The following is a 21,586-nucleotide window of genomic DNA, read 5'->3' as shown; positions in this document are numbered from 1 at the left end:
CCACGAGGGAGGAGCGTCACGTGCTTCTCGGTCTTTCCCGACGCGCGCTGCGCGCCGTTCTCACGCTCACGGCGACCACCGCCTTACTGCCGGCTCTGGTAACAGCTTCGCCGGCTGCCGCCCAGTCCGCCGGCTTCGCCGCATCGTGTCCCACCACCGGATCCGTGACCCAGTACTACAGCGAGGAGCACAACGGCATCGACATCGCCGACGTCTACGGCACCCCGATCTATGCCGTGGGCGACGGCGAGGTGATCGACTCGGGCCCCATCTCCGGCTACGGCCAGTGGATCCGCATCCAGCACTCCGATGGGACGGTGACCGAGTACGGGCACATGTACCAGCGGGACGTCTTCGTCGGTGAGCATGTCCTGGCCGGCCAGCGCATCGCCCTGATGGGCACCGAAGGCCAGTCCAGTGGTCCCCACCTCCACCTGCGGGTGTGGGGCGACAGAACCACGAACCTGCGGACCGACCCCGTGCCCTACCTCGAAGAACGCGGTGTGGAGCTGCCCTGCACACCTGGCAGTGGCCCTCGACCCGTGCCGTCGGTGTATCCGGTGGAGTCGGGCCGGGTGGTGTCGGCGCGGTCGGCGGACGGCCGTCTTGAGTTGTTCGCGGCCGGGGCCGACGGGGTGCACCACGCGTGGCAGCTGGCGGCGAACGGCGAGTGGTCGGCCTGGGAAACGCTGGGCGGGCCGGGCGGTGCGGAGCTGGGGATCGCACCGAATGCCGATGGCCGGTTGGAGATGTTCGCGATCAACGGTGACATCTTCCAGCATCGGTACCAGCTGTCGCCTTCTGGTGGCTGGTCGGGCTGGGAAACGTTCGGTGGCGGCGGGCGTGATATCGCGGTGGGCGCGAATGCCGATGGGCGGTTGGAGGTGTACGCCTCGGGTCCGGTCGGGGTGTTCCACCGGTATCAGACCGCGCCGAACGGAGGCTGGTCGGATTGGGACCCGACGGGTGGCGGTCCGGCCGCAGGTCGGCTGGAGATGGAGAAGTCGCCCGACGGCCGTCTTGAGGTCTTCGCGCTCAACGGTGACGTGTTCCAGCACCAGTACCAGACGGCGGTGAACGGCGGTTGGTCGTCGTGGGAGTCCTTCGGCGGCGGCGGACGTGACCTGACCGTGGACCACAACGCGGACGGCCGGCTTGAGGTGTTCGCCTCGGGCCCGGTGGGAGTGTTCCACAAGTATCAGACGAGTCCGACGAGTTGGTCGGAGTGGGAGGGTACGGGCGGTCCCGCGGATTCCCAGCTGACCAGCGAGCGGGCACCGGACGGCCGGGTCGAGGTGTTCGCGATCAACGGCGGTGTCGCGCAGCACATCTGGCAGACGGGGGTGAACGCCCCGTACGGCCAGTGGGAGTCCTTCGGCGGTGGTGGCACCGAAATCGCCGCCGCGACGAACGCGGACGGCCGCATGGAGGTGTTCGGGACGAGCAGTGCCGGGGTCTACCACAAGTGGCAGACCAGCTTCTCCACCTGGTCCGAATGGACCTGGGTCAACAACAGCTCCGGCCCCGCCGTCAACTGATCGGGTGTTCCGGCACCTCGTGCGAAGGAGACAGCAGTTGAGCAGTACGCAGCGCTCTTCGAGAGCGCCCCATCGCGTCATCCTGTCGACGCTCGCTTCGTTATTCCTCGCGGCGGGCGTTCTCGTCGGCGCCTCGCCCGCGTACGCCGCCCCGAGTGACCTGTGCGCCCAGGTCGGCTACAACGCGGGCTGGCGGGGCGACGGGCTGGTGACGGCCGTCGCCGTCGCCCTCGCGGAATCCAGCTGCAACCCGTCGGCGTCCAACGTTCAGAACAACGAGCCCGCGTCCACCGACCGCGGCCTGTGGCAGATCAACGACTACTGGCACTCCGAGGTCACCGACGCCTGCGCCTACGACGCCCAGTGCAACGCGAACGCGGCCTACGACATCTCCTCCGGCGGTACGAACTGGCAGCCCTGGTCCACCTACAACCAGGGCATGCACTGGCGGCACATGGACGAGGCGCGGGCCGCGGTGGACCGCCTCGGGAATCCCGGAACCGGGCCCGGCCCGCTGGTGTATCCGGCGGAGTCGGGCCGGGTGGTGTCGGCGCGGTCGGCGGACGGCCGTCTTGAGGTGTTCGCGGCCGGGGCCGACGGCGTGCATCACGCGTGGCAGCTGGGCGTGAACGGCGGCTGGTCCGACTGGGAGTTCCTCGGTGGTCCGGGCGGTGCCGAGTTGGCGATCGGGCCGAACGCCGACGGCCGCCTGGAGATGTTCGCGATCAACGGCAACGTCTTCCAGCACCGGTATCAGCTGTCGCCCTCCGGGGGCTGGTCGGGCTGGGAGGCGTTCGGCGGCGGCGGCCGGGACATCGCCGTGGGTGCGAACGGGGACGGTCGCCTGGAGGTGTTCGCTTCGGGCCCCGTGGGTGTGTTCCACAAGTACCAGACGGCGCCGAACGGTGGCTGGTCGGACTGGGAGCCTTCGGGCGGCGGCCCCGCCGACGGCCGCCTGGAGGTGGAGAAGTCGCCCGACGGCCGTCTTGAGGTCTTCGCGCTCAACGGTGATGTGTTCCAGCACCAGTACCAGACGGCCGTGAACGGCGGCTGGTCGTCCTGGGAGTCCTTCGGAGGCGGCGGACGTGACCTGACCGTGGACCACAACCAGGACGGCCGGCTCGAAGTCTTCGCCTCCGGCCCGACGGGGGTGTTCCACAAGTACCAGACGACTCCCACGAGCTGGTCGGAGTGGGAGGGTACGGGCGGTCCCGCGGATTCCCAGCTGACCAGCGAACGGGCACCGGACGGCCGGGTCGAGGTGTTCGCGATCAACGGCAGTGTCGCGCAGCACATCTGGCAGACCGGGGTGAACGCCCCGTACGGCCAGTGGGAGTCCTTCGGCGGCGGCGGTACGGAGATCATCGCCACGGCCAATGCCGACGGTCGCGTCGAGGTCTTCGGGACGAGCAGTGCCGGGGTCTACCACAAGTGGCAGACCGGATTCTCGGACTGGTCGGACTGGACCTGGGTGAACAACACCTCAGGACCCGCCGTCAACTGACCCCGCACCCGCACCCCGCACCCGCGGCCGGCCGCGCCGTCATGGCACCGCCGGCCGCGGGGTCTCCCTGGAGAGAGTCATGGATCCGATCAGCAGACGGCATGTGCTGCGGGGCGCCGCCTCGGCGGGTGCCCTCGCGCTCCTGGGCATCGGCCCGGCGAATGCCGCGACCGTCCCGCCCCACCAGTGGATCGGCGCCGGTCCCTTCGCGCACGTCTACGATCCGTCCGTCCCCGGCCGGCGGCGCTATCTCAACGACCACACGCTGATCAAGGCAGGCGGCCGGTGGCACCTGTTCAGCATCGTCGGCGACAGCGCACCGCCCGGCCAATCCCCGGACAGTGCCACCGAGGTCGCCTTCGCCCACGCCTCCGCGCCGGACCTGCACGGTCCGTGGACCACACACGCCCATGCGCTGACCGTCGATCCCGCCTACTTCGGGGAGGAACACCTGTGGGCACCCCACGTCGTCGAGGCGGGCGGCACGTTCTGGATGTTCTACGCCGCCGGTGGCCAGGGCGGCGCCGCGATCAACCTCGCCACGTCGACCGACCTGTTCACCTGGACCCGCGTCCCCTCCGGCCCGTTGTTCCGGGGGCTCGCCGCGCGTGACCCGATGGTGCTCCGGATCGGCGGCAGGTGGCTGATGTACTACACCGAACTGTCCGGCACCGGCAGCCGGCACGTGGTGTCCTTCCGCCGGTCCGATGACCTGGTGCACTGGAGTGAGCCGGGCATCGCGTTCACCGACGAGTCCACCGGTGCCACGGCATCGGTCACCGAGTCGCCGGGCGTGGTCGAACGGGACGGCTGGTACTACCTGTTCATCGGACCCCGCAACGGCTACGACGGTACGGACGTGTTCGCCTCCCGCGACCCGTTCCACTTCACCCTCGACGACTACGCGGGCCATGTGCCCGGTCACGCCGTAGAGGTGGTCACCGACGGGCAGGAGTGGTATGCGAGCGCCGCGGGGTGGTTCCACCGGGGCCTGTACGTGGCGCCCCTCCACTGGCGGGACACGCCACCCCCGTGGCAGAGCATGGACAACCCGGTCGCCGCCCTGGACGTCGACGGCCGCCTGACCGTGTTCGCGCTCGACGCCGGTGACCGTTCGATGCTGCGCCGCGTCCAGCTCGACCCGGAGTCCGACACCTGGTCGCAGTGGGAGGCCTTCGGCGGACCGGCCGGGGCGGTTCCCACACTCGGCCGCAACACCGACGGCAGGCTTGAGGTGTTCTCCCTCGCGCCGGGCGGCGCCAACCTGCACCACAGGGTGCAGCGGCCGGACGGCGGCTGGCACGACTGGGAGGAGCTCGGCGGCCCGGCCGGCGCCGCTCCGGCCGTCGGCCGCAACGCCGACGGCAGGCTGGAGGTCTTCGCGCTGAGCCCGGGCGGCACCGCCATCGCGCGGCGGCGGCAGTGGTCGCCCGGATCGTTGACGTGGGACCCGTGGGACGCCGCATTCGGTGGGCCGGCGGGCGCACCGCCGGTCGTCGCGGCCAACGCCGACGGCCGATTGGAGGTGTTCGCCCTATCGCCCGGTGGCTCCGGGATCTTCCACCGGTGGCAGGAATCGCCCCATGGCCCCTGGGCTGACTGGAGCCGCTTCGGCACGGCGGCCGGCACCGCACCGCGCGTGGCGCGCGACGGCAGCGGCAGGCTCACCGTCGTCGCGATCGGCCCGTCCGGCCTGGCGGCCTTCCACCGGAGGCAGTCCGCGCCGAGCGGTGGCTGGGACGACTGGCAATGGCTGGCCGGCTGGACGACCGCGGCCCCGACGCTCGTCCCCAGCGCCGACGGCAGACTGGAGGCGTTCGCGTTGTCCCCCGGCGGGGAGCGGCTCAGCCACCGCTGGCAGCTCACGCCCGGCGGCAGCTGGCATTCCGGTGAGGACTTCGGCGAACCCGGCGTCCTCCTCGCCGCCACGCCGACGGCCGCGGCCGACGCCACGGGACGGTGTCACGTCTTCGCCGTCACCACCGACGGGCGGATACGCACACGCGCACAGGCCCAGCCCAGTGGCGGCTGGCAACCGTGGACCGCGTTCGGCGATCGCGCGGTCGCACCCGTCCGTTCGGGCGGTCCCGCCTACTGAGACCTTCCGCCTACTGAGACCTTCCGGCTACCGAGACCTTCCGGCCCGGAAGTGGCCGATGCCAGACGGTGAACTGCCGTATGGATCCGGTAACGTTCGGTGTGTATGACAACTGTCAACACGCGGGACAGGGGGGAGCGGTGAGCGGCGTAGTCGTCCATCTGCCGCAAGGGGGCGGCGGCGTCGGGGAACCGCATGCGAACGCGGTGACGCTCAGGCTCGGCCCGGGAGAACGCGCACGCTTCGGGCGCGGCTCCGTGCGGACGCCGGTCGAGCTCCGCCTCGCCGATGCGGCCATCTCGCGGCTGGCCGGGGAGATCCGGGTGACGGACGATCACTGGCAGCTGAGCAACCACAGCACCACCCACAGCTACCTCGTGGAGAACCCGGAAGGTGCGGGGGAGTACCTGCGGGTGTCGCCACGACGCGCCGGAGCGCCCATTCCGTTCGAGTTCTCCCGGGTGGTGCTGCCCACGCGTCGCGACACCACGGTCTCCTTCCAGGTGTTCGCGCCCGACCACGTCTACCTCGACCCGCAGGGCGCGGGCGGGTCATGGGAGAGCCGCACGCTCACGGCGTACTCCTTGGACGAGACGGCCACGTACTTCCTGGTGCTCGTCGCGCTCTGCGAACCCTGGCTGCGCGACCAGTCACCGGTGGCGGTGCCGACCACCCCCCAGGTCGTCGAGCGGCTCAGGGGCCACGCCGCCTGCGGCAGGCTGACGGCGCGCGCGGTCAGTTCGCACATCGACTACCTTGCCGAGGAGAAGCTGAGGATCGACCTCCCCCAGGCGACCGAGGACGGCAGACGGGACCGCCGGCACGGGAAGCGCGAAGCCGTGGTCGGCATCGCTCTGAGGTTCGGCGTGGTACGGGAGGAGCATCTCGCGCTGTTGCCGCCCCAGGCCGAACCGGCCGCGCGGGGACGGTAGAGGACGTGCCACTGGTACACAGCCCGGGCGCCTCATGGGGAAGCGAACGGACGGAACTGCTGCCCCGGGACTATCGGGTGGGGGACTGGCTGGTCACCGAGCCGATCGGGGCCGGTGGCTGGGCGACCGTCTACGCCGGACGACCGGCCCGCGACGGCGTGGATGCCCTGGTACGCGGTGAAGTCGCGCTCAAGGTGATGCCGACGGCCGGACTCGCGCCGCGCCAGGCCCGCACCGTGGCCGAAGCCGCCTGTCGCGAGGTCGAACTCGGCCGCCGGGCAGGGCATCCGAGGCTCATCCGGCTGCTGGACTCCGTCGTCCTCAGCGCACCGGAGCACCCGTCCCTGGACGGCGCGATCGTACTCGTCATGGAGCAGGGCAGGTGCAGTCTGCGGGACCTCCTCGACGCGGGGGTGACCGAAACCGAAGGCGGTCGGCTGATCGCCGGCATCTGCGAGGGGCTGGCCCATCTGCACCGCACCGGCTGGGTGCACGCCGACCTCAAGCCCGAGAACGTCCTCATCGGCGAGGACGGCTCGGTGAAGCTCTCCGACTTCGGGCTCGCGACCGAACTGACCGGAACGCACGGATACGCGCCCCCGATGGGCACCCTGGACTACCTCCCGCCCGAGCGGTGGAAGGCCCCGCTCGGAGAACTGGGCGTGAAGGTCCGGCCGAGTGCCGACATCTGGGCCCTGGGCATCGTGATCCACGAGGTCTTCGCGTCCGGTGCCTCGCCGTTCTCCGGTGCCACCCCCGTGGCGCGCGGCGCCGCCGTCCAGGAGTACGCCGAGGGGCGTGTTCCGTTACGGATGGACAACGCGGTTCCGGAGTTCTGGCGCGCGCTGGCCGCCGACTGCCTGGCCCCCACCCACGCCGCCCGCGCGGCGCATACGGCCGAAACGCTGCTTGAGCGGATCACGGCCCACGAGGCCCTCGCCCCCGGGGCCGATCCCACTCCCAGACCAGGTGGGAGCCTTGCCGTACGCCTGCGGCACTGGACCCGCGCCGTATGCCTCGCCGTCGCGGTATGCGGAGCGACGGTCGCGGCGATCTGGTCGAATTCCGGACAGGAAGGAGCGTCCGCACGGCCGGTCGGGTCCGGCGAACCCCCGGCTCGGGTCCGGGTGTTCAACGCCGAACGGGGCTGCCAGGACCGCGCGGACCGGGACCCGCGGTGCAGTCTCGGCCTGGCCATCGACCCCATGCGGCCGTACACCGCCGAGAACGTCATACCGGCACGGGTATGGGACGGCGACGTCCTCGACACCGACTGCCAGATGCCCCAGGGCCAGTCCATCATCGACGAGGAGGACCAGCAGTCCGCCCGCTGGTACCGCGTCCGCGTCCCGCACGCGGACACCCGGGCCACGGCGTGGCTGCCCGCTGTCCGGACGAAGGACCGCCCGTCCCTCCCGAGCTGTCCGCCGCCGGCCCGATGACGGGCGACCGTAGGGGCCCACCCCTGCACGGCGGCGCCCGCCGCTCTACTCCGCCGTTCTACTCAGCCGACCGCTCCATCACGCGCCGCGCCGCCTCGTGCTCGGCGGCGGGGGGCGACAGTTCGTCGAGGATGTCCAGGTCGGTGTCCTGCTCCAGCTCCGCCTCCCAGGCCGCGGCGAGCCGCTCCTGCTCCTCGCCCGGCTTCTGTCCCACGGCCTCCCGGTGGGCCGGGTCGAGGGCGGCCAGGAAGCGTTCCACCACGTCCGAGGACATCTCGTACTCCTTGTCGCTGGGGGAGGGGCGGACACACGGCAGCCCCGTGCCCAGCATGCGAAGCGCACCCCGGCGAAGGTGTCAGACGCGGCCCGGAACCTACCCGGATGGCGGCAGCCTCCGAGTCTCGGCCCAGCGACCCGCTGGACGAGCGGGGTGATCCGCCGGAGACCAGACTGGAGAGGGGGACAACAGCGAGGAGGCAACCATGACCACCGCACGGGAGATCATGCACAGCGGGGCCACGTGCGTGAAGGAGGGCGACACGCTCATGGACGCGGCGCGGCTCATGAGCGAGCTGGATGTCGGCGCCCTGCCGATCTGCGGACCCGACGACCGTCTGCACGGCATCATCACCGACCGCGACATCGTGCTGAAGTGTCTCGCCAAGGGCATGGACCCGCACCGCATGACCGCCGGGCAGCTCGCGCAGGGCAAGCCCATCACGGTCGACGCGGAGGCGGACACGGACGAGGTGCTGCGGACGATGCAGGACCACAAGATCCGCCGCGTTCCCGTCATCGCCGACCACCGCCTCGTCGGCATGATCAGCGAAGCCGATCTCGCCCGGAACCTCTCGGACGAGCAAGTGGGCCACTTCGTCGAGGCGATCTGCGCAGCCAGGTAGCCGCAGGCCCGAGCAGCAGGCCCGAGCTGAGCAGGCCCCCCGCCCCCCAACGGGGGCGGGGGGCCTGGACTCCGCGCCGTCGCGGCGTCAGTCAATCGGCGGCCGGGTGCCAATGGGCACACAGGGTCCAGATGATGCCTATGCCGATCGCGATGAGGATGAACGACCACCAAGGCTGATACGGCAGCCAGAGGAAGTTGACGATCACGCTGATGCCGGCCACCGTGACGCCGGCGATCCTGGCGGCGTTCGAGCCGGCGAAGAGGCCCACGCCGGCGAGGGCGACGATGATCCCGACGATGAGGTGGATCCAGCCCCAGGCCGTCAGGTCGAACTCGAAGACGTAGTTGCCGATCCTGGCGTAGACGTCGTCCTCGGCGATGGCCGCGATGCCCTGGATGATGCCCAGGAGGCCGCCGACGAGAAGCATGATCGCGGCGAATAGCGTGCCCCCGCCGATCGTGCTGCCGGCACCATCGCCGGCCAGCGACGAATCGCCGGGTACAGGTGTCTTCTGGCTCATGGAACTCACCTCACAGCTGTTGTTACAGGTCCGGCCCGTCCCTCTCGGCCGACTGGTTGTCAGTTGGTCCTCACTGGTGCCGGGCTCGCCGGCTTCCTCCTCAGGATCTCTCTGGCAAGCTCCGCGAGGTTGGCCACGGCGTGGGAGAGCCCGCTCACCACGACGGCGGCTGCGACGATCAGCACCCAGCCGGCTGCCTCGTGAGGCCGTGCGGGAGCGACCGCGGTGGGCGCTCCGCCCTCGGGGGCCGCGGAGCGCGGCTCTCTTCGGATCAGCTCTCTGGCGATCTCCGCGATACCGGCGACGGCGTGGAACGCCGCTCCCAGGGCGATGCCCGAGGCGCCGATCACGACCCAGCCGCCCCTGCCGAATCCGGCCCGGCGTACGGGCGCGGGCTTCCCTCTGCGGTGACGGATACCGGGCATGCGCTTCGCCTCCTTCGGGTCCACGTCCTGTGTTCGAGCATCGGGGTGACAAGGGGGTTCGTGATCACCCGATGCGGGTGGTCTGAGGTCACGGCGTCAGGCGGGCAGCTGACGCATTTCGAGCACGTGCAGGCCCAGCGACTGGAAGCGGATCAGGAGGCCGTACAGGTGCGCCTCGTCCGCGACGGTGCCCAGGAACAGCGTCTGCTCCCGGACGGGCACGTGGTCGAGTTCGGGGAAGCTTTCGGCGAGTGCGTCCGGCACGATGCCCGCGATGCGGAATTCGTAGCGCATGTGAGCACCCACTCCGCTCGAAACCGGGGCTTGGGGTTCTGGGCCGAGAAACTGTGCTGCTGAGAAGCTGTGCTGCCCAGATCCCCATGGTCGGTCCTCATCCGGCGGCGCGGCATCGCCCGATACGGGCGAGACCGCTCACAGCACGCCGAGGTCCTGGGCCCGGTGGACGGCCTCGCTGCGCCGGGTGACGGAGAGTTTGCGATAGATGCTCTTCAGGTGCGTCTTGACCGTATTGGCGGAGACGAGGAGCTCGGCGGCGATCTGCTCGGTGGACAGCAGTTGCGCGGCCTTGCGCAGAACCTCGGTCTCCCGTTCGGTCAACGGCTCCACCACGGGTGGCTGCTCCCCGGCCCGAGCCCGTGAGTGCCCCACGACGTGGGCGGGCAGCCAGCTGTGTGCCTGCGCCAGCCCCGGGTCCTGGCGGAGCAGCCGGCGCACCCAGGGGCCGCTCTCGACGAACACCCGCCGCAGCTCCTCCGGCCGGGCGGACCCGAGCGCCGCACGCAGGAGGCGCTGCGCCTCCCGCGTAGCACCCTCCGCCGTGGCGATCTGCGCCTGGAGCAGGCAGGCCTGCGTCCGGACGGGGCTCGGGGCGCTCTCCTCGCCCGCCAGGCCGGCCAGCACCTCCGCCGCGCGGTCGCCGCTTCCCGCCGCCAGCAGCGCGCGGGCCCGGGCCACGGCGTGCTCAGGCCGGTCGGAGGGCGTGGCGTCCAGTACGTTCAGGGCCGCAGCGGTGTCTCCGCGCGCCAGGTGCGCCGAGGACTCGGCGATGGCCAGCTCGTCCACCAGCCACCCGTGCGGCCGCACGGGTGCCAGGGCCGAGCGGGCCGCGCGGACGGCGGCGAGCGCCGTCTCCCCGTCCCCCTCGGCGCTCGCCAACCGCGCGCCGATGACCGCCGCTTCGACGGTGGCGACGGGCTCCGGATGGGCTCCCGCGAGCAGGATCGCCTGGTCGAGACGGCCGCGGGCAGCCACGAGGTCGTCGTGTTCGACGGAGACGCCCGCCAGGACGAGGTGGTCGAGGCCGGCCCGGCGTTCCGGCGGAAGCGCGGACCGCTCGGCGACGGCCAGCGCCCGCCGCGCGTGCCGTGCGGCGTCGTGGAGCCGCCCGCGTACCAGCTCAACCATGGCGAGGGAGCCCAGCGCGTCACAGAGCGGGTACTCCACCCCAGGCTGCCCGCACGCCTCGACCGCGGCGGTGAGCGTGGACTCGGCACGTTCGAGGTGTCCGGCGGCGAGCTCGGCCGAGCCGAGACTGGCCAGCACCATGGCCTGGATCTCGGGGTGCTCGGCGAGCAGCGGCGCCGCGATCCGCGGCAGGAGACGGGCGACGTCGGCGGACGCCCGCTCGGTGGCCGCGAGGTCACAGGCCAGGCGCCCCGCGAGCACCCCGACGAAGGCGCGGCTGAGCCGGGGCGCCGCGTCCGAGGCGTCGGCCGGGTACTCGTCCGCCGTGAACTCGTCCGTCACGCACGCTTCTGCCAAGAACGCGTCCGCGCGTACCAGGCCGGCTTCGCAGCCGGGCAGGTCCCGGTCGGCCAGCCGACAGGCGGCGTGGACCACCGCCGGGGCCGCACCCGTCAGATCGGCAGGCATGGCGGCGAACACGCGGCCCAGCTTGTACGTCTCCAAGCCGGTGAAGAGACGGCCGATGGCGAGGTGGTCGATCAGCCGCGCTGCCGCGAACTGCCAGTCGCCGGCGGCGGCGGCCTGCGCCACGGCCTCCGTGAGCCGCCCGGTCCCGGCGAGCCAGCGCGCCGCCCGCGCGTGCAATTCGGGCTCCAGGCCGGGGCAGCGTTGCCGCAGGTGGGCGCGCAGGACCTCGGCGAACAGGGGATGCAGCCGGTACCAGGCGGTTTCGTCGGCCTGATCCAGGAACGCGTTGGCGCGGGCGAGCCCCGCCAGGGTCAGGTCGGCGTCGTCGCGGCCGGTCAGGGCGTCGGCCAGTTCCGGGTGGATGCGGTCGGTGACACAGGCGCGCAGCAGCAGGTCCTGGGTGAGGGACGGCTGCGCGTCGAGCACCTCTTTGAGCAGGTAGTCGGCGATCGTGGTGCGGTCAACGGTGAACTGGTGTACGAAAACATCCGGATCGGCGCTGCGCTGCATGGCCAGGGCGCACAGGCGTACACCGGCCGCCCAGCCCTCGGTCCGCTCCATCAGCAGCCCGATCGCCGGCTGCGAGATGTCGAGCCTGTGTTCGCGCAGCAGGGCCTCGGCGTCCGCATGGGTGAACCTGAGGTCGGCCTGGCGGATCTCGGTGATCTCGCCGGCCGCCCGGTAGCGGTGCAACGGCAGCAGCGAGTCCGTACGGCTGGTGAGTACGATCCGCAGACCGTCGGCGGCATGCCGGAGGACGAATTCCAGTCCCTCGGTGATCGCGGGTGCCTGGGCCGCGTCGAACCGGTCGAGCACCAGGACCACCGGCGCCGGCTGCCCGGCCAGCCCGTCCGCCAGACGTACCAGGAGTGACTGGCTCACCCCCTCGGCGCTCGTGGGCCGGCCCACCTCGGCCGGCAGAGCCACCCCGGCCCGGTGGAGGGCCTCCAGGACGTACGCCCAGAAGGCGCCCGGTGCGTCGTCGGGCTCGATGGTCAGCCACACAGGGGAACGCGGTGCGAGCCCGTCGGCCGCCCAGTGGGCGGCCAGCACCGTCTTTCCGGCACCGGCGGGCCCGTTGATGAGGGTGAGCGGCCCCCGTACCCCGGCCGTCACGCGCTCCAGAAGCCCGGGTCGACGCACGAGAAGCTTCGGGACCGCCGGAACGGCGAATCTGGCCGTGAGCAGGGGGTCACCGGACGGCGCGAGCGTCCGGTGCTCCGAGCGGCTGCGGACATCGGGCCGTACGGGGTTCTGCATGGAGGTCACCGAGGTTCACCGGTGTGCGGTCTGTGATCGGGCGACACGTTCCAGTCAACCGCTGACAGTCGATGATCACCAATGGGGCACTCACCCGCTGAGGGTGATGCGCGCTCTTCGGCCGGAAGAGCGGGGTCGTCCAGGTCGGCCGGTTCGGGCCGACCTGGACGTCGCGATCAGTCGCGATCAGTCGCGATCAGTCGCGATCGATCACGCTCAGACGAGGTCGAACCGGTCCAGGTTCATGACCTTGTCCCACGCGGCGATGAAGTCCTTCACGAACTTCTCCTTCGCGTCGTCGCTCGCGTAGACCTCCGCGAGCGCGCGCAGCTCCGAGTTCGAGCCGAAGACGAGGTCGGCACGGGTGCCGGTCCACTTGACCTCGCCCGTGGCGGCGTCGCGTCCCTCGAAGGTGTTCTGGTCCGCCGACGTCGCCGTCCACGTCGTGCCCAGGTCGAGCAGGTTGACGAAGAAGTCGTTGGTCAGAGACCCGGGCGTCGCGGTGAAGACGCCGTGCGGCGACTGCTGGTGGTTCGCGCCCAGGACGCGCAGGCCACCGACGAGGACCGTCAGTTCGGGGGCGCTCAGGGTCAGCAGGTTCGCCTTGTCGAGCAGCAGGTACTCGGCCGGGAGCCGGTTGCCCTTGCCGAGGTAGTTGCGGAACCCGTCGGCGGTCGGTTCGAGCGCGGCGAACGACTCCACGTCGGTCTGCTCCTGCGACGCGTCCACGCGGCCCGGCGTGAAGGGCACCTCGACGTCGAAGCCGGCGTCCTTGGCCGCCTTCTCGACACCCGCGGCACCGGCGAGCACGATCACGTCGGCGAGCGAGACCCGCTTGCCGCCGCTCTGGGCGGAGTTGAAGGCCTCCTGGATGCCCGTCAGCGTGCGCAGCACCGTCGCCAGCTGGTCGGGGTCGTTGACCTCCCATCCGCTCTGCGGCTGGAGGCGGATGCGCGCACCGTTGGCACCGCCGCGCTTGTCACTGCCGCGGAAGGACGAAGCCGAACCCCACGCGGTGGACACCAGCTGCGACACCGACAGGTCCGAGCCGAGGATCCGCTCCTTGAGGGAGGCGACGTCACCGGCGTCCACGACCTCGTGCGTCACCGCGGGGAGCGGGTCCTGCCACAGCAGGGTCTCGGACGGGACCTCCGGGCCGAGGTAGCGCACGACCGGGCCCATGTCGCGGTGGGTCAGCTTGAACCACGCGCGGGCGAAGGCGTCCGCGAACTCGGCGGGGTTCTCCAGGAAGCGCCGCGAGATCTGCTCGTAGGCCGGGTCGAACCGGAGCGAGAGGTCGGTCGTCAGCATCGTCGGGGCGTGGCTCTTCGACGCGTCGTGGGCGTCGGGCACGGTGCCGGCCCCGGCACCCTCCTTCGGCCGCCACTGGTGCGCGCCGGCGGGGCTCTTGAACAGCTCCCACTCGTAGCCGAACAGGATCTCGAAGAAGCTGTTGTCCCAGGTGATCGGGGTGTTCGTCCAGATGCCCTCAAGGCCGCTGGTGATCGCGTCGCCACCCTTGCCGGTGCCGAAGGAGCTGCTCCAGCCCAGGCCCTGCGCCTCGATCGGGGCGGCCTCGGGGTCGGGACCGACGCTTTCCGCCGGGCCCGCGCCGTGGGTCTTGCCGAAGGTGTGACCGCCCGCGATCAGGGCGACCGTCTCCTCGTCGTTCATCGCCATCCGGCGGAACGTCTCACGTATGTCGCGCGCCGCGGCCAGCGGGTCCGGGTTGCCGTTCGGGCCCTCGGGGTTGACGTAGATGAGGCCCATCTGGACCGCGCCGAGGGGGTCCTCCAGCTCGCGGTCGCCGGTGTAGCGCTCGTCGTCGAGCCAGGTGGTCTCGGGACCCCAGTAGACGTCCTCGTCGGGCTCCCAGACGTCCGCGCGACCGCCGCCGAAGCCGAAGGTCTCGAAGCCCATCGCCTCCAGGGCGACGTTGCCGGCGAGGATCATGAGGTCGGCCCACGAGAGGTTCTGGCCGTACTTCTTCTTGACCGGCCACAGCAGGCGGCGGGCCTTGTCGAGGTTGCCGTTGTCCGGCCAGCTGTTGAGCGGGGCGAAGCGCTGCTGCCCGGCCCCCGCACCGCCGCGGCCGTCGCTGATGCGGTACGTGCCGGCGCTGTGCCAGGCCATCCGGATCATGAACGGGCCGTAGTGGCCGAAGTCGGCGGGCCACCAGTCCTGCGAGGTGGTCAGCACCTCCGCGATGTCCCGCTTCACCGCCGGGAGATCGAGGGTCTTGAAGGCCTCGGCGTAGTCGAACTCCTCGCCGAGGGGGTTGGCCACGGCGGGATTCTTGGCAAGGATCTTCAGGTTGAGCCGTTCAGGCCACCACTGGCGGTTTCCGCCGCCTTGAGTCGGGTGCGGGGCACGCCCGTGCGCGACGGGGCAGCCACCCGCGCCCTCCGACGTGGCGTCTACGACGATTGCATCTTGGTTCTCAGACATGGGAATCCTTCCGGACCAGGCGATCACGGTGTTCAGGAACTACATGCGGTGGAACGCGGGGAGCGCGGGAACGCGGGAACGCGGTGGAACAGTCGGTCGGTCGGGCACCGGCTCAGGCACCTCGACGCCGAGGTGGTCGTGGTGGTCACCGTCCCGGACGGTCGCGAGCAGCGGGACGCGGCCGGCCGTCAACTGCCCGCCGGCACCGCGCGGCTCCTCGGCGGTGGTCGGTCACGTCTCTGTCTCCCGCCGCTCTGGAGTCTTCCTGTCTCTTGGCTATCTACGAAACCGATCCTACGATGGACAGAATCCAAGTCAAGAAGAAAGCCAAGGCCATATCCGATCGGATCCCGGACGTCCGCCGTAAGATTCCCGGGGTAACCCGCCGAACCTGAAAAGGTGAGCCGACATGAGTGACCTGCTGGAGCGACTCCGAGGGCGTGGCTGGCGGATGACGTCCCAGCGGCGTGTCGTCGCGGAGGTCCTCGACGGCGACCACGTGCACCTCACGGCCGACGAGGTGCACGCCCGCGCGGCGGAGCGGTTGCCCGAGATCTCCCGGGCCACCGTGTACAACGCCCTGGGCGAGCTGGTCACCCTCGGTGAGGTCGCGGAGGTCGCCACCGACGGCCGGGCGAAGCGCTACGACCCCAACGGACACCTCCCGCACCAGCACCTCGTGTGTTCCGGCTGCGGACTCATCCGCGACGTCCACCCGACCGGCAACCCGCTGGCCGACCTCCCGACGGACGAACGATTCGGCTTCACGGTGTCCGAAGCCGAGGTGACCTACCGCGGGCTGTGCCCGTCCTGCGCCTAGGGGCATTCTGCCGCCCCGGCCATACCTCACCGGTCACTCCTTCCGCTCTCCAGGCGTGAACGGGCCGGACGTGGGGGCTACGCACTTGTCGACGACGGTCTCTTCGCCGGCCGCCGAGCCTTCCAAGCAGAGCCGCCCGCCCTTGTCACGCAGGTCGAGGAAGAACCGCGTGGTCGCACCGGACTGCTTCAGGTCGTGGATGCGCTCGTCGACGTAGCCGAGGTCGTTCAGGATCGCCCTGACCTTGGTGGGGGTGGGATCCACCACATCCCAGAGCGCCTGGGCGATGCGCTCTTCATGGAGGTTGCTCGCGCACCGGTCGCGAGCGTTCAACTCCACTTCCGGCCCCGCCGTGGGGGCGATGGGCTCGACGCCCGTCGGTATCTCCACCACACCGGTCGGCAGTGGCATCACCGGACCGGTCGGCATCGGCTCCGGCGGGGCGCTCGGGGGACACGACCGCGCGACGTCGTCCAGCATCGCCGTGAAGGCCGGGTCGGGCTGGCCTCCGACGGCGCCCGCGGGCTTGGTCTGCTCTCCGCCGGCATTCGTCTTCTCAGTGCCACAGGCGGCAAGTGCCAGAACCGCGAGGGCCGTTACTGCGAGGGCGAGCCGCGGGCGGCGCGGAGGGGAGGGGGCAACCGTGCTGGCCAGGGCAGGGATTCGTCTCATGCGCACAGTCTCCGATCAAGCCTCCCCCCGCACGTGAGTACTCCTACTCACGTGCGGGGGGAGTACTCGCTCAAACCGCGATGAGACGTGACCAGACTTCGGTGGGACAGGACACCGACGGGCGGGGGCGCGGGCGGCGTGCCGGTTACGTGGCCCCCGGTCTCAGGCGGGTCCGCAGGTGAGGAAGGTCAGGCGGACCTGGCGCCTGGGGTTGTCACGGTTGGTGTCCACCAGGGTGACGGACTGCCAGGTCCCGAGCTCCAAGGCGCCGCCGATCACGGGAAGCGTCGCGTGCGGCGGGACGATGGCGGGCAGGACGTGGTCGCGCCCGTGGCCGGGCGAGCCGTGGCGGTGCCGCCACCGGTCGTCGTCGGGCAACAGGGAGTGGAGGGCCGTCAGGAGGTCGTCGTCGCTGCCGGATCCCGTCTCGATCAGGGCCAGACCGGCCGTCGCGTGGGGGGTGAACACATTGAGGAGCCCGTCCCGCCCCTGGGCCACCTCCCCCAGGAACGACACGCACACATCGGTCAGATCGTGAACGGTCTCCTGGGCCCCCGTCGTCACGTCGACGGTCCGCGAAACGAATGCGTCAGCCATGCCGGCCATCCTCGTGCCCGGCCCCCGCACGGGCGCGGAGCCCGGGCCGGGGGCGGCCGAGACGGGGCGGGGCTCAGCCCGAACGGCGTACTCCGTGAGGCCCCTCCTCAGGCGGCCGGATCCGCCCAGCGCCGCGCGAGCGAGGAGAGAGCGCGGGAGGCGGCGCTCTCGTACGTGCTCTCGCGGCGCAGGAGGGCGACGGTACGGGTGGGGAGTGCCGGTTCGAGGGGGACGGGACGCAACCGGTCGTCGTCGCGGGTGAGGGCGTCGGGGAGCACGGTGGCGAGCCCCGTGCGCCGGACGATCTCGGTCAGGGCGCTGATGGAATTCGCCTGCACCGCGATCGGCGGTTCCACGGCGTGCTCCGCGAGGTAGGTGTCGATGTGGCCCCGGGTGGCGAAGTCCCCGCTGAGCAACGCGAGCGGGCACGCCGCGAGTTCCCGTACCGGCAGGGGCTCGGTACGGCCGGCGTGCGGGTGGCCGCTGCCGACCACCAGGCCCAGCGTCTCGGTGAACAGGTCGGTGGCGGCGACGCCGGGCAGGTGCGCGCCCCGGAAGGCGATCCCGAGGTCCACCTCGTCGGCGAGCAGTGCGGACTCCAGCTGACCCTGCGCCATCTCCTTGACGTCCAGGGTGATTCCGGGGTGCAGGGCGTGGAGTTCGGCGGCCAGCGGGCCCAGCAGGTACGCGGTGAAGGTCGGCGTCATGGCCAGGCGCAGACCGCCCCGGGAAAGGTCCGCCACATCGAGGACGGCCCGCTCGGCGGCGGCCAGATCCCGCAGGGCGCGGCGGGCGTGGGGGACGTACGCCGCACCGGCGTCCGTGAGCCGTACGGAGCGGCCCGTACGGTCCAGGAGCTGCACTCCCATGGACCGCTCCAGCTGTTTGACCTGCTGCGACAGCGTGGGCTGCGAGACGCGCAGCTCCTCGGCGGCGCGGGTGAAACTGCCGTGCTCGGCCACGGCCAGCAGATAGCGGAGATGACGTAGTTCCAGAGCAGCCATGGGCGCAACTATAGATGTCACCAATGCCGATCATGCTCATTACGACTTGGACACTATAGATGGAGGTCATGCATGGTGGATCTCGTCAGCCCGGCCAGGGCCGACACCCACCGAAGGGAGTGAAGTGACCGTGCAAGACCTCGCCGACGGCGTCGCCCACTTTCAGCAGGACGTGTTCCCGGCCAAGGCGGACCTCTTCGCCCGCCTCGCGACCACCCACCGGCCCCAGACGCTCTTCATCGGCTGCTCGGACGCCCGCGTCGTACCCGAGCTGATCACCCAGCGGGAGCCGGGCGAGCTGTTCGTCATCCGGACCGCGGGCAACCTCGTACTGCCCGCCCGCGTCCCGGGCGGCGACGGCATCGCGGCCAGCATCGAGTACGCCGTGGCCGTGCTCGGGGTCCGCGACATCGTGGTCTGCGGGCACTCCGCCTGCGGCGCCATGACCGCGCTCGCCGCGGGCCACGACCTCGCCGACCTCCCCGCCGTCGCCCAGTGGCTGCGCCACACGGACGTCCCCCGAGGCGGCGGCGACACGCTCGACGACCTGATCCGGCGCAACGTCGCCGCTCAGCTGGCCAACCTCGCCACGCACCCCGCGGTGGCCCGCGCCCTCGCCGCCGGCACGGTCACCGTGCACGGCTGGGTCTACGACATCCCCACCGGCGCGGTCGAGCAGATCGCCCCGGGACCGCGCGGTCTGACCTGACCCGCCACCCCCTCCCTCACGCACTCGCACCAGCGCAAAGGAAGCCCACCATGATCCACGCCCAGTTCGACCCCTCCGCCCGTCAGGCCCTGGCCGTCACGGCCGTCGAGGCCAAGACGCGCAAGGACCTCTCCTGGCAGCAGATCGCCGACGCGGCCGGCCTGTCCGTCGCCTTCGTCACCGCCGCGGTGCTGGGCCAGCACCCGCTCCCGGCCGGCGCCGCGCACGCCGTCGCCGACCTCCTCGGCCTGGACGCCGACGCCACGCGCCTCCTGCGGACCATCCCGACCCGCGGATCGATACCCGGCGGCATCCCGACCGACCCGACCATCTACCGCTTCTACGAGATGCTCCAGGTCTACGGCACCACCCTCAAGGCCCTGGTCCACGAGCAGTGCGGCGACGGCATCATCAGCGCGATCAACTTCAGGCTGGACGTCAGGAAGGTCGCGGATCCCGAGGGCGGCGAGCGCGCCGTCATCACCCTCGACGGCAAGTACCTGCCCACCCAGCCCTTCTAAGCGCGGGGGCACCGCCCGCCCCGCCCGCCGCCCCGTGCAGGATGGGCGGATGGACTGGATGGAACTGGAGCGGCGGGCCCGCGCGCTGGCGGATTCGGGCACCCGGCGGATCCTCGGGATCGCGGGCCCGCCCGGGGCCGGGAAGTCGACCCTGGCCGCGCGCCTCGCCCAGGCGCTGGGGCCGGGGCCGGGATCGGGGCCGGGGTCGGCGCCGGCTGCCGTCGTCGTACCGATGGACGGGTTCCATCTCGCGCAGGCCGAGCTGGTACGCCTGGGACGCGCGGACCGCAAGGGCGCGCCGGACACCTTCGACGCCGCGGGCTACGCGGCCCTGCTGACCCGGCTGCGCACGCCGGGATCCGGCATGGTCTACGCGCCCGCCTTCGACCGGTCGCTGGAGGAGCCGGTGGCCGGGAGCATCCCGGTGGACCCCGGCGTGCCCCTGGTGATCACGGAGGGCAACTACCTGCTGTACGAGGCGGGGGAGTGGGCGGCGGTACGGCCGCTCCTCGACGAGGTGTGGTTCCTCGCGCCCGACGACTCGGTCCGCGTCCGGCGGCTGGTCGCCCGGCATGTCCGCCACGGCAAGGAAGAGACGTACGCGCGGCAGTGGGTGACCCAGTCGGACGAGGCGAACGCCCGCCTGATCGCACCGGGCCGGGCCCGGGCCGACCTGGTGGTGGAACCGGGGTGACCCGGGGGCCGGTGCCCCGCCGCGTCCGGGCCTGAGGGGTGGGGCGGCTGTCCCGTCCCTACTTGTACGCGGCGAACGCCTTCGTGAAGGCCAGCGGCTCCTGGAGGATCGAACTGCAAGTGGCGTCGGCGTAGTTGACCGCGCCCGCCGCGCACTGCTTGTCGCGCGCCGAGGACCACATCGCCAGTCGGCCGAGCCCCTTCGACGCCGCGAACCGCACGAGCTCCGTCGCGTCCGACACGGTGAAGACCTCGCTCGCCACGTCGTTGACACCGATCATCGGAGTGACGGCCACGGCCTTCCAGGCGGCCGCGTCGGAGAGCCCGAGCACACCCTTGAGCTGTGCCTGGGTCGCGGTCGCCGCCTGGATCGCGTACTGCCCCATGTCGGCGCTGTACGCGGGCCCGTAGTCCATCGCCATGATGTTGACGGCGTTGATCCGTACGCCGTTCTTCGCGGCATCGGCCAGCAGGGCGACGCCGGGCTGGGTCAGTCCCTCCGGCATCACGGGCAGGGTGAACGCCACGTCGAGGTCCGGGTGGGACTTCTGCAGCCGGGCGATGGCCTGCGCGCGGCGGGTGTTGGCCGCGGTGTCCGGCAGGGCGGCGCCCTCGATGTCGAAGTCGACCTTGGTGAGCTTGTACTGGTCGATGACCTTGCCGTAGGCGGCGGCCAGTTCGTCGGCGCCGGCGCAGTTGAGTGCCAGCTCGCGTCCGGCGGCTCCGCCGAACGACACCCGTACATCGCCACCCGCCTTGCGCAGCGCGCCGATCTGGGCCGCGACCTTGTCGCTCGCCAGGTCCGTGACCCCGCCCCACAGCGGCGAGCAGCCGCCGCCGGAGGTGATGAAGGCGAGGTGGAACTCCTTCACCCCGGTCCTGGTCGCGGTGTCGACGAGGTCATAGGCGGGGTACAGCGAGGTATCGACGTACGGCGCGAAGCGCGCCCCGGCGCCGCCGCCGCCCGGGGTGGGCGCCGGGGAGGTCGATCCCGTCGGAGTCGGAGTCGGAGTCGGAGTCGCCGTCGGTGTCGCCGTCGGGGTCGGCCGCCCGGTGGGGCTGCTCGTGGGGCTGCTCGTGGGGCGCCCGCTCGGCTGGGGCGTGGCGTTCTGGTCGACCGAGCACTTCACCGCGTTGATCAGGCAGCGAGTGGGGTCACCCAGAGCCCCGGTACCGTTCGTCACGAAGCCGACGGTGACGGAAGCCCCCGGTGCGAGCACCTTGTTCCAGTTCGCGGGCTTGACGGTGACGCGCTGCCCGTCCACCGTGTGCGTGCCGTTCCACAGGGAACTGATCTTCGTTCCCGTGGGCAGGTCGAACTGGAGCGTCCAATCGGACTGCTCCGTATCGGTGTTGTTGCTGATCACGTACTGGCCGGTGTAACCACCGCTCCAGGAACTGGACTTGGTGTACACGGCTCCCACGGACGTGGCCTGGGCCGTGCCGGTGAACGCGAAGGCCGCGCCACCGATCACCGCCGCCACCACGACCGCCCCGGAAACCTTGACCTTGCCGCTCGTCTTGCGTCGGTGCCCGCCTGTGCTGCCCATGGAGTGCCTGCCTCTGTGTTACCGGTGAGTTGGGTACGCGGCAGCACGCTAGCCG

Annotated in this window: 20 protein-coding genes; 10 read left to right on the top strand and 10 right to left on the bottom strand. The window is 71.3% G+C overall.

Translation table 11 applies throughout. The annotated features are described in order from the left end of the window. Positions 1-20: 20 nt before the first annotated feature. From MTF65_RS04215 to MTF65_RS04195, 5 genes are all read left to right on the top strand, one after another. The gene (locus MTF65_RS04215) at positions 21-1,538 is read left to right on the top strand and encodes a peptidoglycan DD-metalloendopeptidase family protein (protein WP_243626827.1); all 1,518 of its coding nucleotides are present in this window, start codon (positions 21-23) and stop codon (positions 1,536-1,538) included. 37 nt (positions 1,539-1,575) lie between these two features. Further along, positions 1,576-3,042, top strand: a complete 1,467-nt coding sequence (locus MTF65_RS04210; RefSeq protein WP_243626826.1) for a hypothetical protein — start codon at positions 1,576-1,578, stop codon at positions 3,040-3,042. Positions 3,043-3,121: 79 nt separating this feature from the next. Continuing rightward, positions 3,122-5,140 carry a family 43 glycosylhydrolase gene (locus MTF65_RS04205; RefSeq protein ID WP_243626825.1) on the top strand — a complete coding sequence of 673 codons (2,019 nt, stop codon included), beginning with the start codon at positions 3,122-3,124 and terminating at the stop codon, positions 5,138-5,140. A 140-nt stretch (positions 5,141-5,280) separates the two neighbouring features. Beyond that, positions 5,281-6,072, top strand: a complete 792-nt coding sequence (locus MTF65_RS04200; RefSeq protein WP_243626824.1) for a serine/threonine protein kinase — start codon at positions 5,281-5,283, stop codon at positions 6,070-6,072. A gap of 5 nt (positions 6,073-6,077) precedes the next feature. After that, the gene (locus MTF65_RS04195) at positions 6,078-7,514 is read left to right on the top strand and encodes a serine/threonine-protein kinase (protein ID WP_243626823.1); all 1,437 of its coding nucleotides are present in this window, start codon (positions 6,078-6,080) and stop codon (positions 7,512-7,514) included. A 58-nt stretch (positions 7,515-7,572) separates the two neighbouring features. On the opposite strand, the gene MTF65_RS04190 is transcribed toward MTF65_RS04195, so the two are convergent. Continuing rightward, the gene (locus MTF65_RS04190; protein ID WP_243626822.1) at positions 7,573-7,845 is read right to left on the bottom strand and encodes a hypothetical protein; all 273 of its coding nucleotides are present in this window, start codon (positions 7,843-7,845) and stop codon (positions 7,573-7,575) included. 151 nt (positions 7,846-7,996) lie between these two features. Between MTF65_RS04190 and MTF65_RS04185 the strand changes: the two genes are divergently transcribed. After that, positions 7,997-8,416, top strand: coding sequence for a CBS domain-containing protein (locus tag MTF65_RS04185; protein WP_243626821.1), 420 nt, complete (start codon positions 7,997-7,999; stop codon positions 8,414-8,416). A gap of 91 nt (positions 8,417-8,507) precedes the next feature. Here the strand turns inward: MTF65_RS04185 and MTF65_RS04180 are convergent, their stop codons facing one another. The 5 genes from MTF65_RS04180 to katG all read right to left on the bottom strand — a co-directional run bounded on the left by MTF65_RS04180 (position 8,508) and on the right by katG (position 14,965). Beyond that, positions 8,508-8,939 carry a hypothetical protein gene (locus MTF65_RS04180; RefSeq protein WP_243626820.1) on the bottom strand — a complete coding sequence of 144 codons (432 nt, stop codon included), beginning with the start codon at positions 8,937-8,939 and terminating at the stop codon, positions 8,508-8,510. Positions 8,940-8,998: 59 nt separating this feature from the next. After that, entirely contained in the window at positions 8,999-9,364 is a 366-nt protein-coding gene (locus MTF65_RS04175) for a hypothetical protein (protein WP_243626819.1), read from the bottom strand. Positions 9,365-9,460: 96 nt separating this feature from the next. Then, entirely contained in the window at positions 9,461-9,658 is a 198-nt protein-coding gene (locus tag MTF65_RS04170; protein WP_243626818.1) for a hypothetical protein, read from the bottom strand. Between the two features lie 138 nt (positions 9,659-9,796). Next, on the bottom strand, positions 9,797-12,517 hold the full coding sequence (locus MTF65_RS30145) for a LuxR C-terminal-related transcriptional regulator (RefSeq protein ID WP_279398692.1): 2,721 nt from the start codon (positions 12,515-12,517) through the stop codon (positions 9,797-9,799). 216 nt (positions 12,518-12,733) lie between these two features. Further along, complete coding sequence (gene katG, locus MTF65_RS04160) at positions 12,734-14,965, bottom strand: catalase/peroxidase HPI (protein ID WP_243626817.1); 2,232 nt, start codon at positions 14,963-14,965, stop codon at positions 12,734-12,736. A 409-nt stretch (positions 14,966-15,374) separates the two neighbouring features. On the opposite strand from katG, the gene MTF65_RS04155 reads away from it, so the two are divergent. Further along, entirely contained in the window at positions 15,375-15,785 is a 411-nt protein-coding gene (locus MTF65_RS04155) for a Fur family transcriptional regulator (protein ID WP_243626816.1), read from the top strand. 33 nt (positions 15,786-15,818) lie between these two features. On the opposite strand, the gene MTF65_RS04150 is transcribed toward MTF65_RS04155, so the two are convergent. The 3 genes from MTF65_RS04150 to cynR all read right to left on the bottom strand — a co-directional run bounded on the left by MTF65_RS04150 (position 15,819) and on the right by cynR (position 18,058). Beyond that, on the bottom strand, positions 15,819-16,457 hold the full coding sequence (locus tag MTF65_RS04150; protein ID WP_243626815.1) for a hypothetical protein: 639 nt from the start codon (positions 16,455-16,457) through the stop codon (positions 15,819-15,821). A 162-nt stretch (positions 16,458-16,619) separates the two neighbouring features. Further along, a complete protein-coding gene (locus tag MTF65_RS04145; protein ID WP_243626814.1) occupies positions 16,620-17,054 on the bottom strand; it encodes a YjbQ family protein in 435 nt (144 codons plus the stop codon). A 107-nt stretch (positions 17,055-17,161) separates the two neighbouring features. Further along, positions 17,162-18,058, bottom strand: coding sequence for a transcriptional regulator CynR (cynR, locus tag MTF65_RS04140; RefSeq protein ID WP_279398549.1), 897 nt, complete (start codon positions 18,056-18,058; stop codon positions 17,162-17,164). Positions 18,059-18,188: 130 nt separating this feature from the next. On the opposite strand from cynR, the gene MTF65_RS04135 reads away from it, so the two are divergent. The 3 genes from MTF65_RS04135 to MTF65_RS04125 are packed head-to-tail and all read left to right on the top strand — an operon-like array spanning position 18,189 to position 19,982. After that, complete coding sequence (locus MTF65_RS04135; protein ID WP_243627306.1) at positions 18,189-18,767, top strand: carbonic anhydrase; 579 nt, start codon at positions 18,189-18,191, stop codon at positions 18,765-18,767. A gap of 50 nt (positions 18,768-18,817) precedes the next feature. Beyond that, entirely contained in the window at positions 18,818-19,288 is a 471-nt protein-coding gene (gene cynS, locus MTF65_RS04130) for a cyanase (RefSeq protein ID WP_243626813.1), read from the top strand. A gap of 49 nt (positions 19,289-19,337) precedes the next feature. Continuing rightward, positions 19,338-19,982 (top strand): nucleoside/nucleotide kinase family protein, encoded by a 645-nt coding sequence (locus tag MTF65_RS04125; RefSeq protein WP_243626812.1) that lies wholly within the window; start codon positions 19,338-19,340, stop codon positions 19,980-19,982. 58 nt (positions 19,983-20,040) lie between these two features. Here MTF65_RS04125 and MTF65_RS04120 read toward each other — a convergent pair whose 3' ends face one another. Further along, a complete protein-coding gene (locus MTF65_RS04120; protein ID WP_243626811.1) occupies positions 20,041-21,531 on the bottom strand; it encodes a cellulose binding domain-containing protein in 1,491 nt (496 codons plus the stop codon). Positions 21,532-21,586 lie beyond the last annotated feature (55 nt).

The organism is Streptomyces sp. APSN-46.1 (assembly GCF_022815725.1).
In the GTDB taxonomy this organism is placed as follows: Bacteria; Actinomycetota; Actinomycetes; order Streptomycetales; family Streptomycetaceae; genus Streptomyces.
The sequence above is the reverse complement of the archived record's forward strand: the minus strand, read 5'-3'. Positions and strand labels throughout refer to the sequence as shown.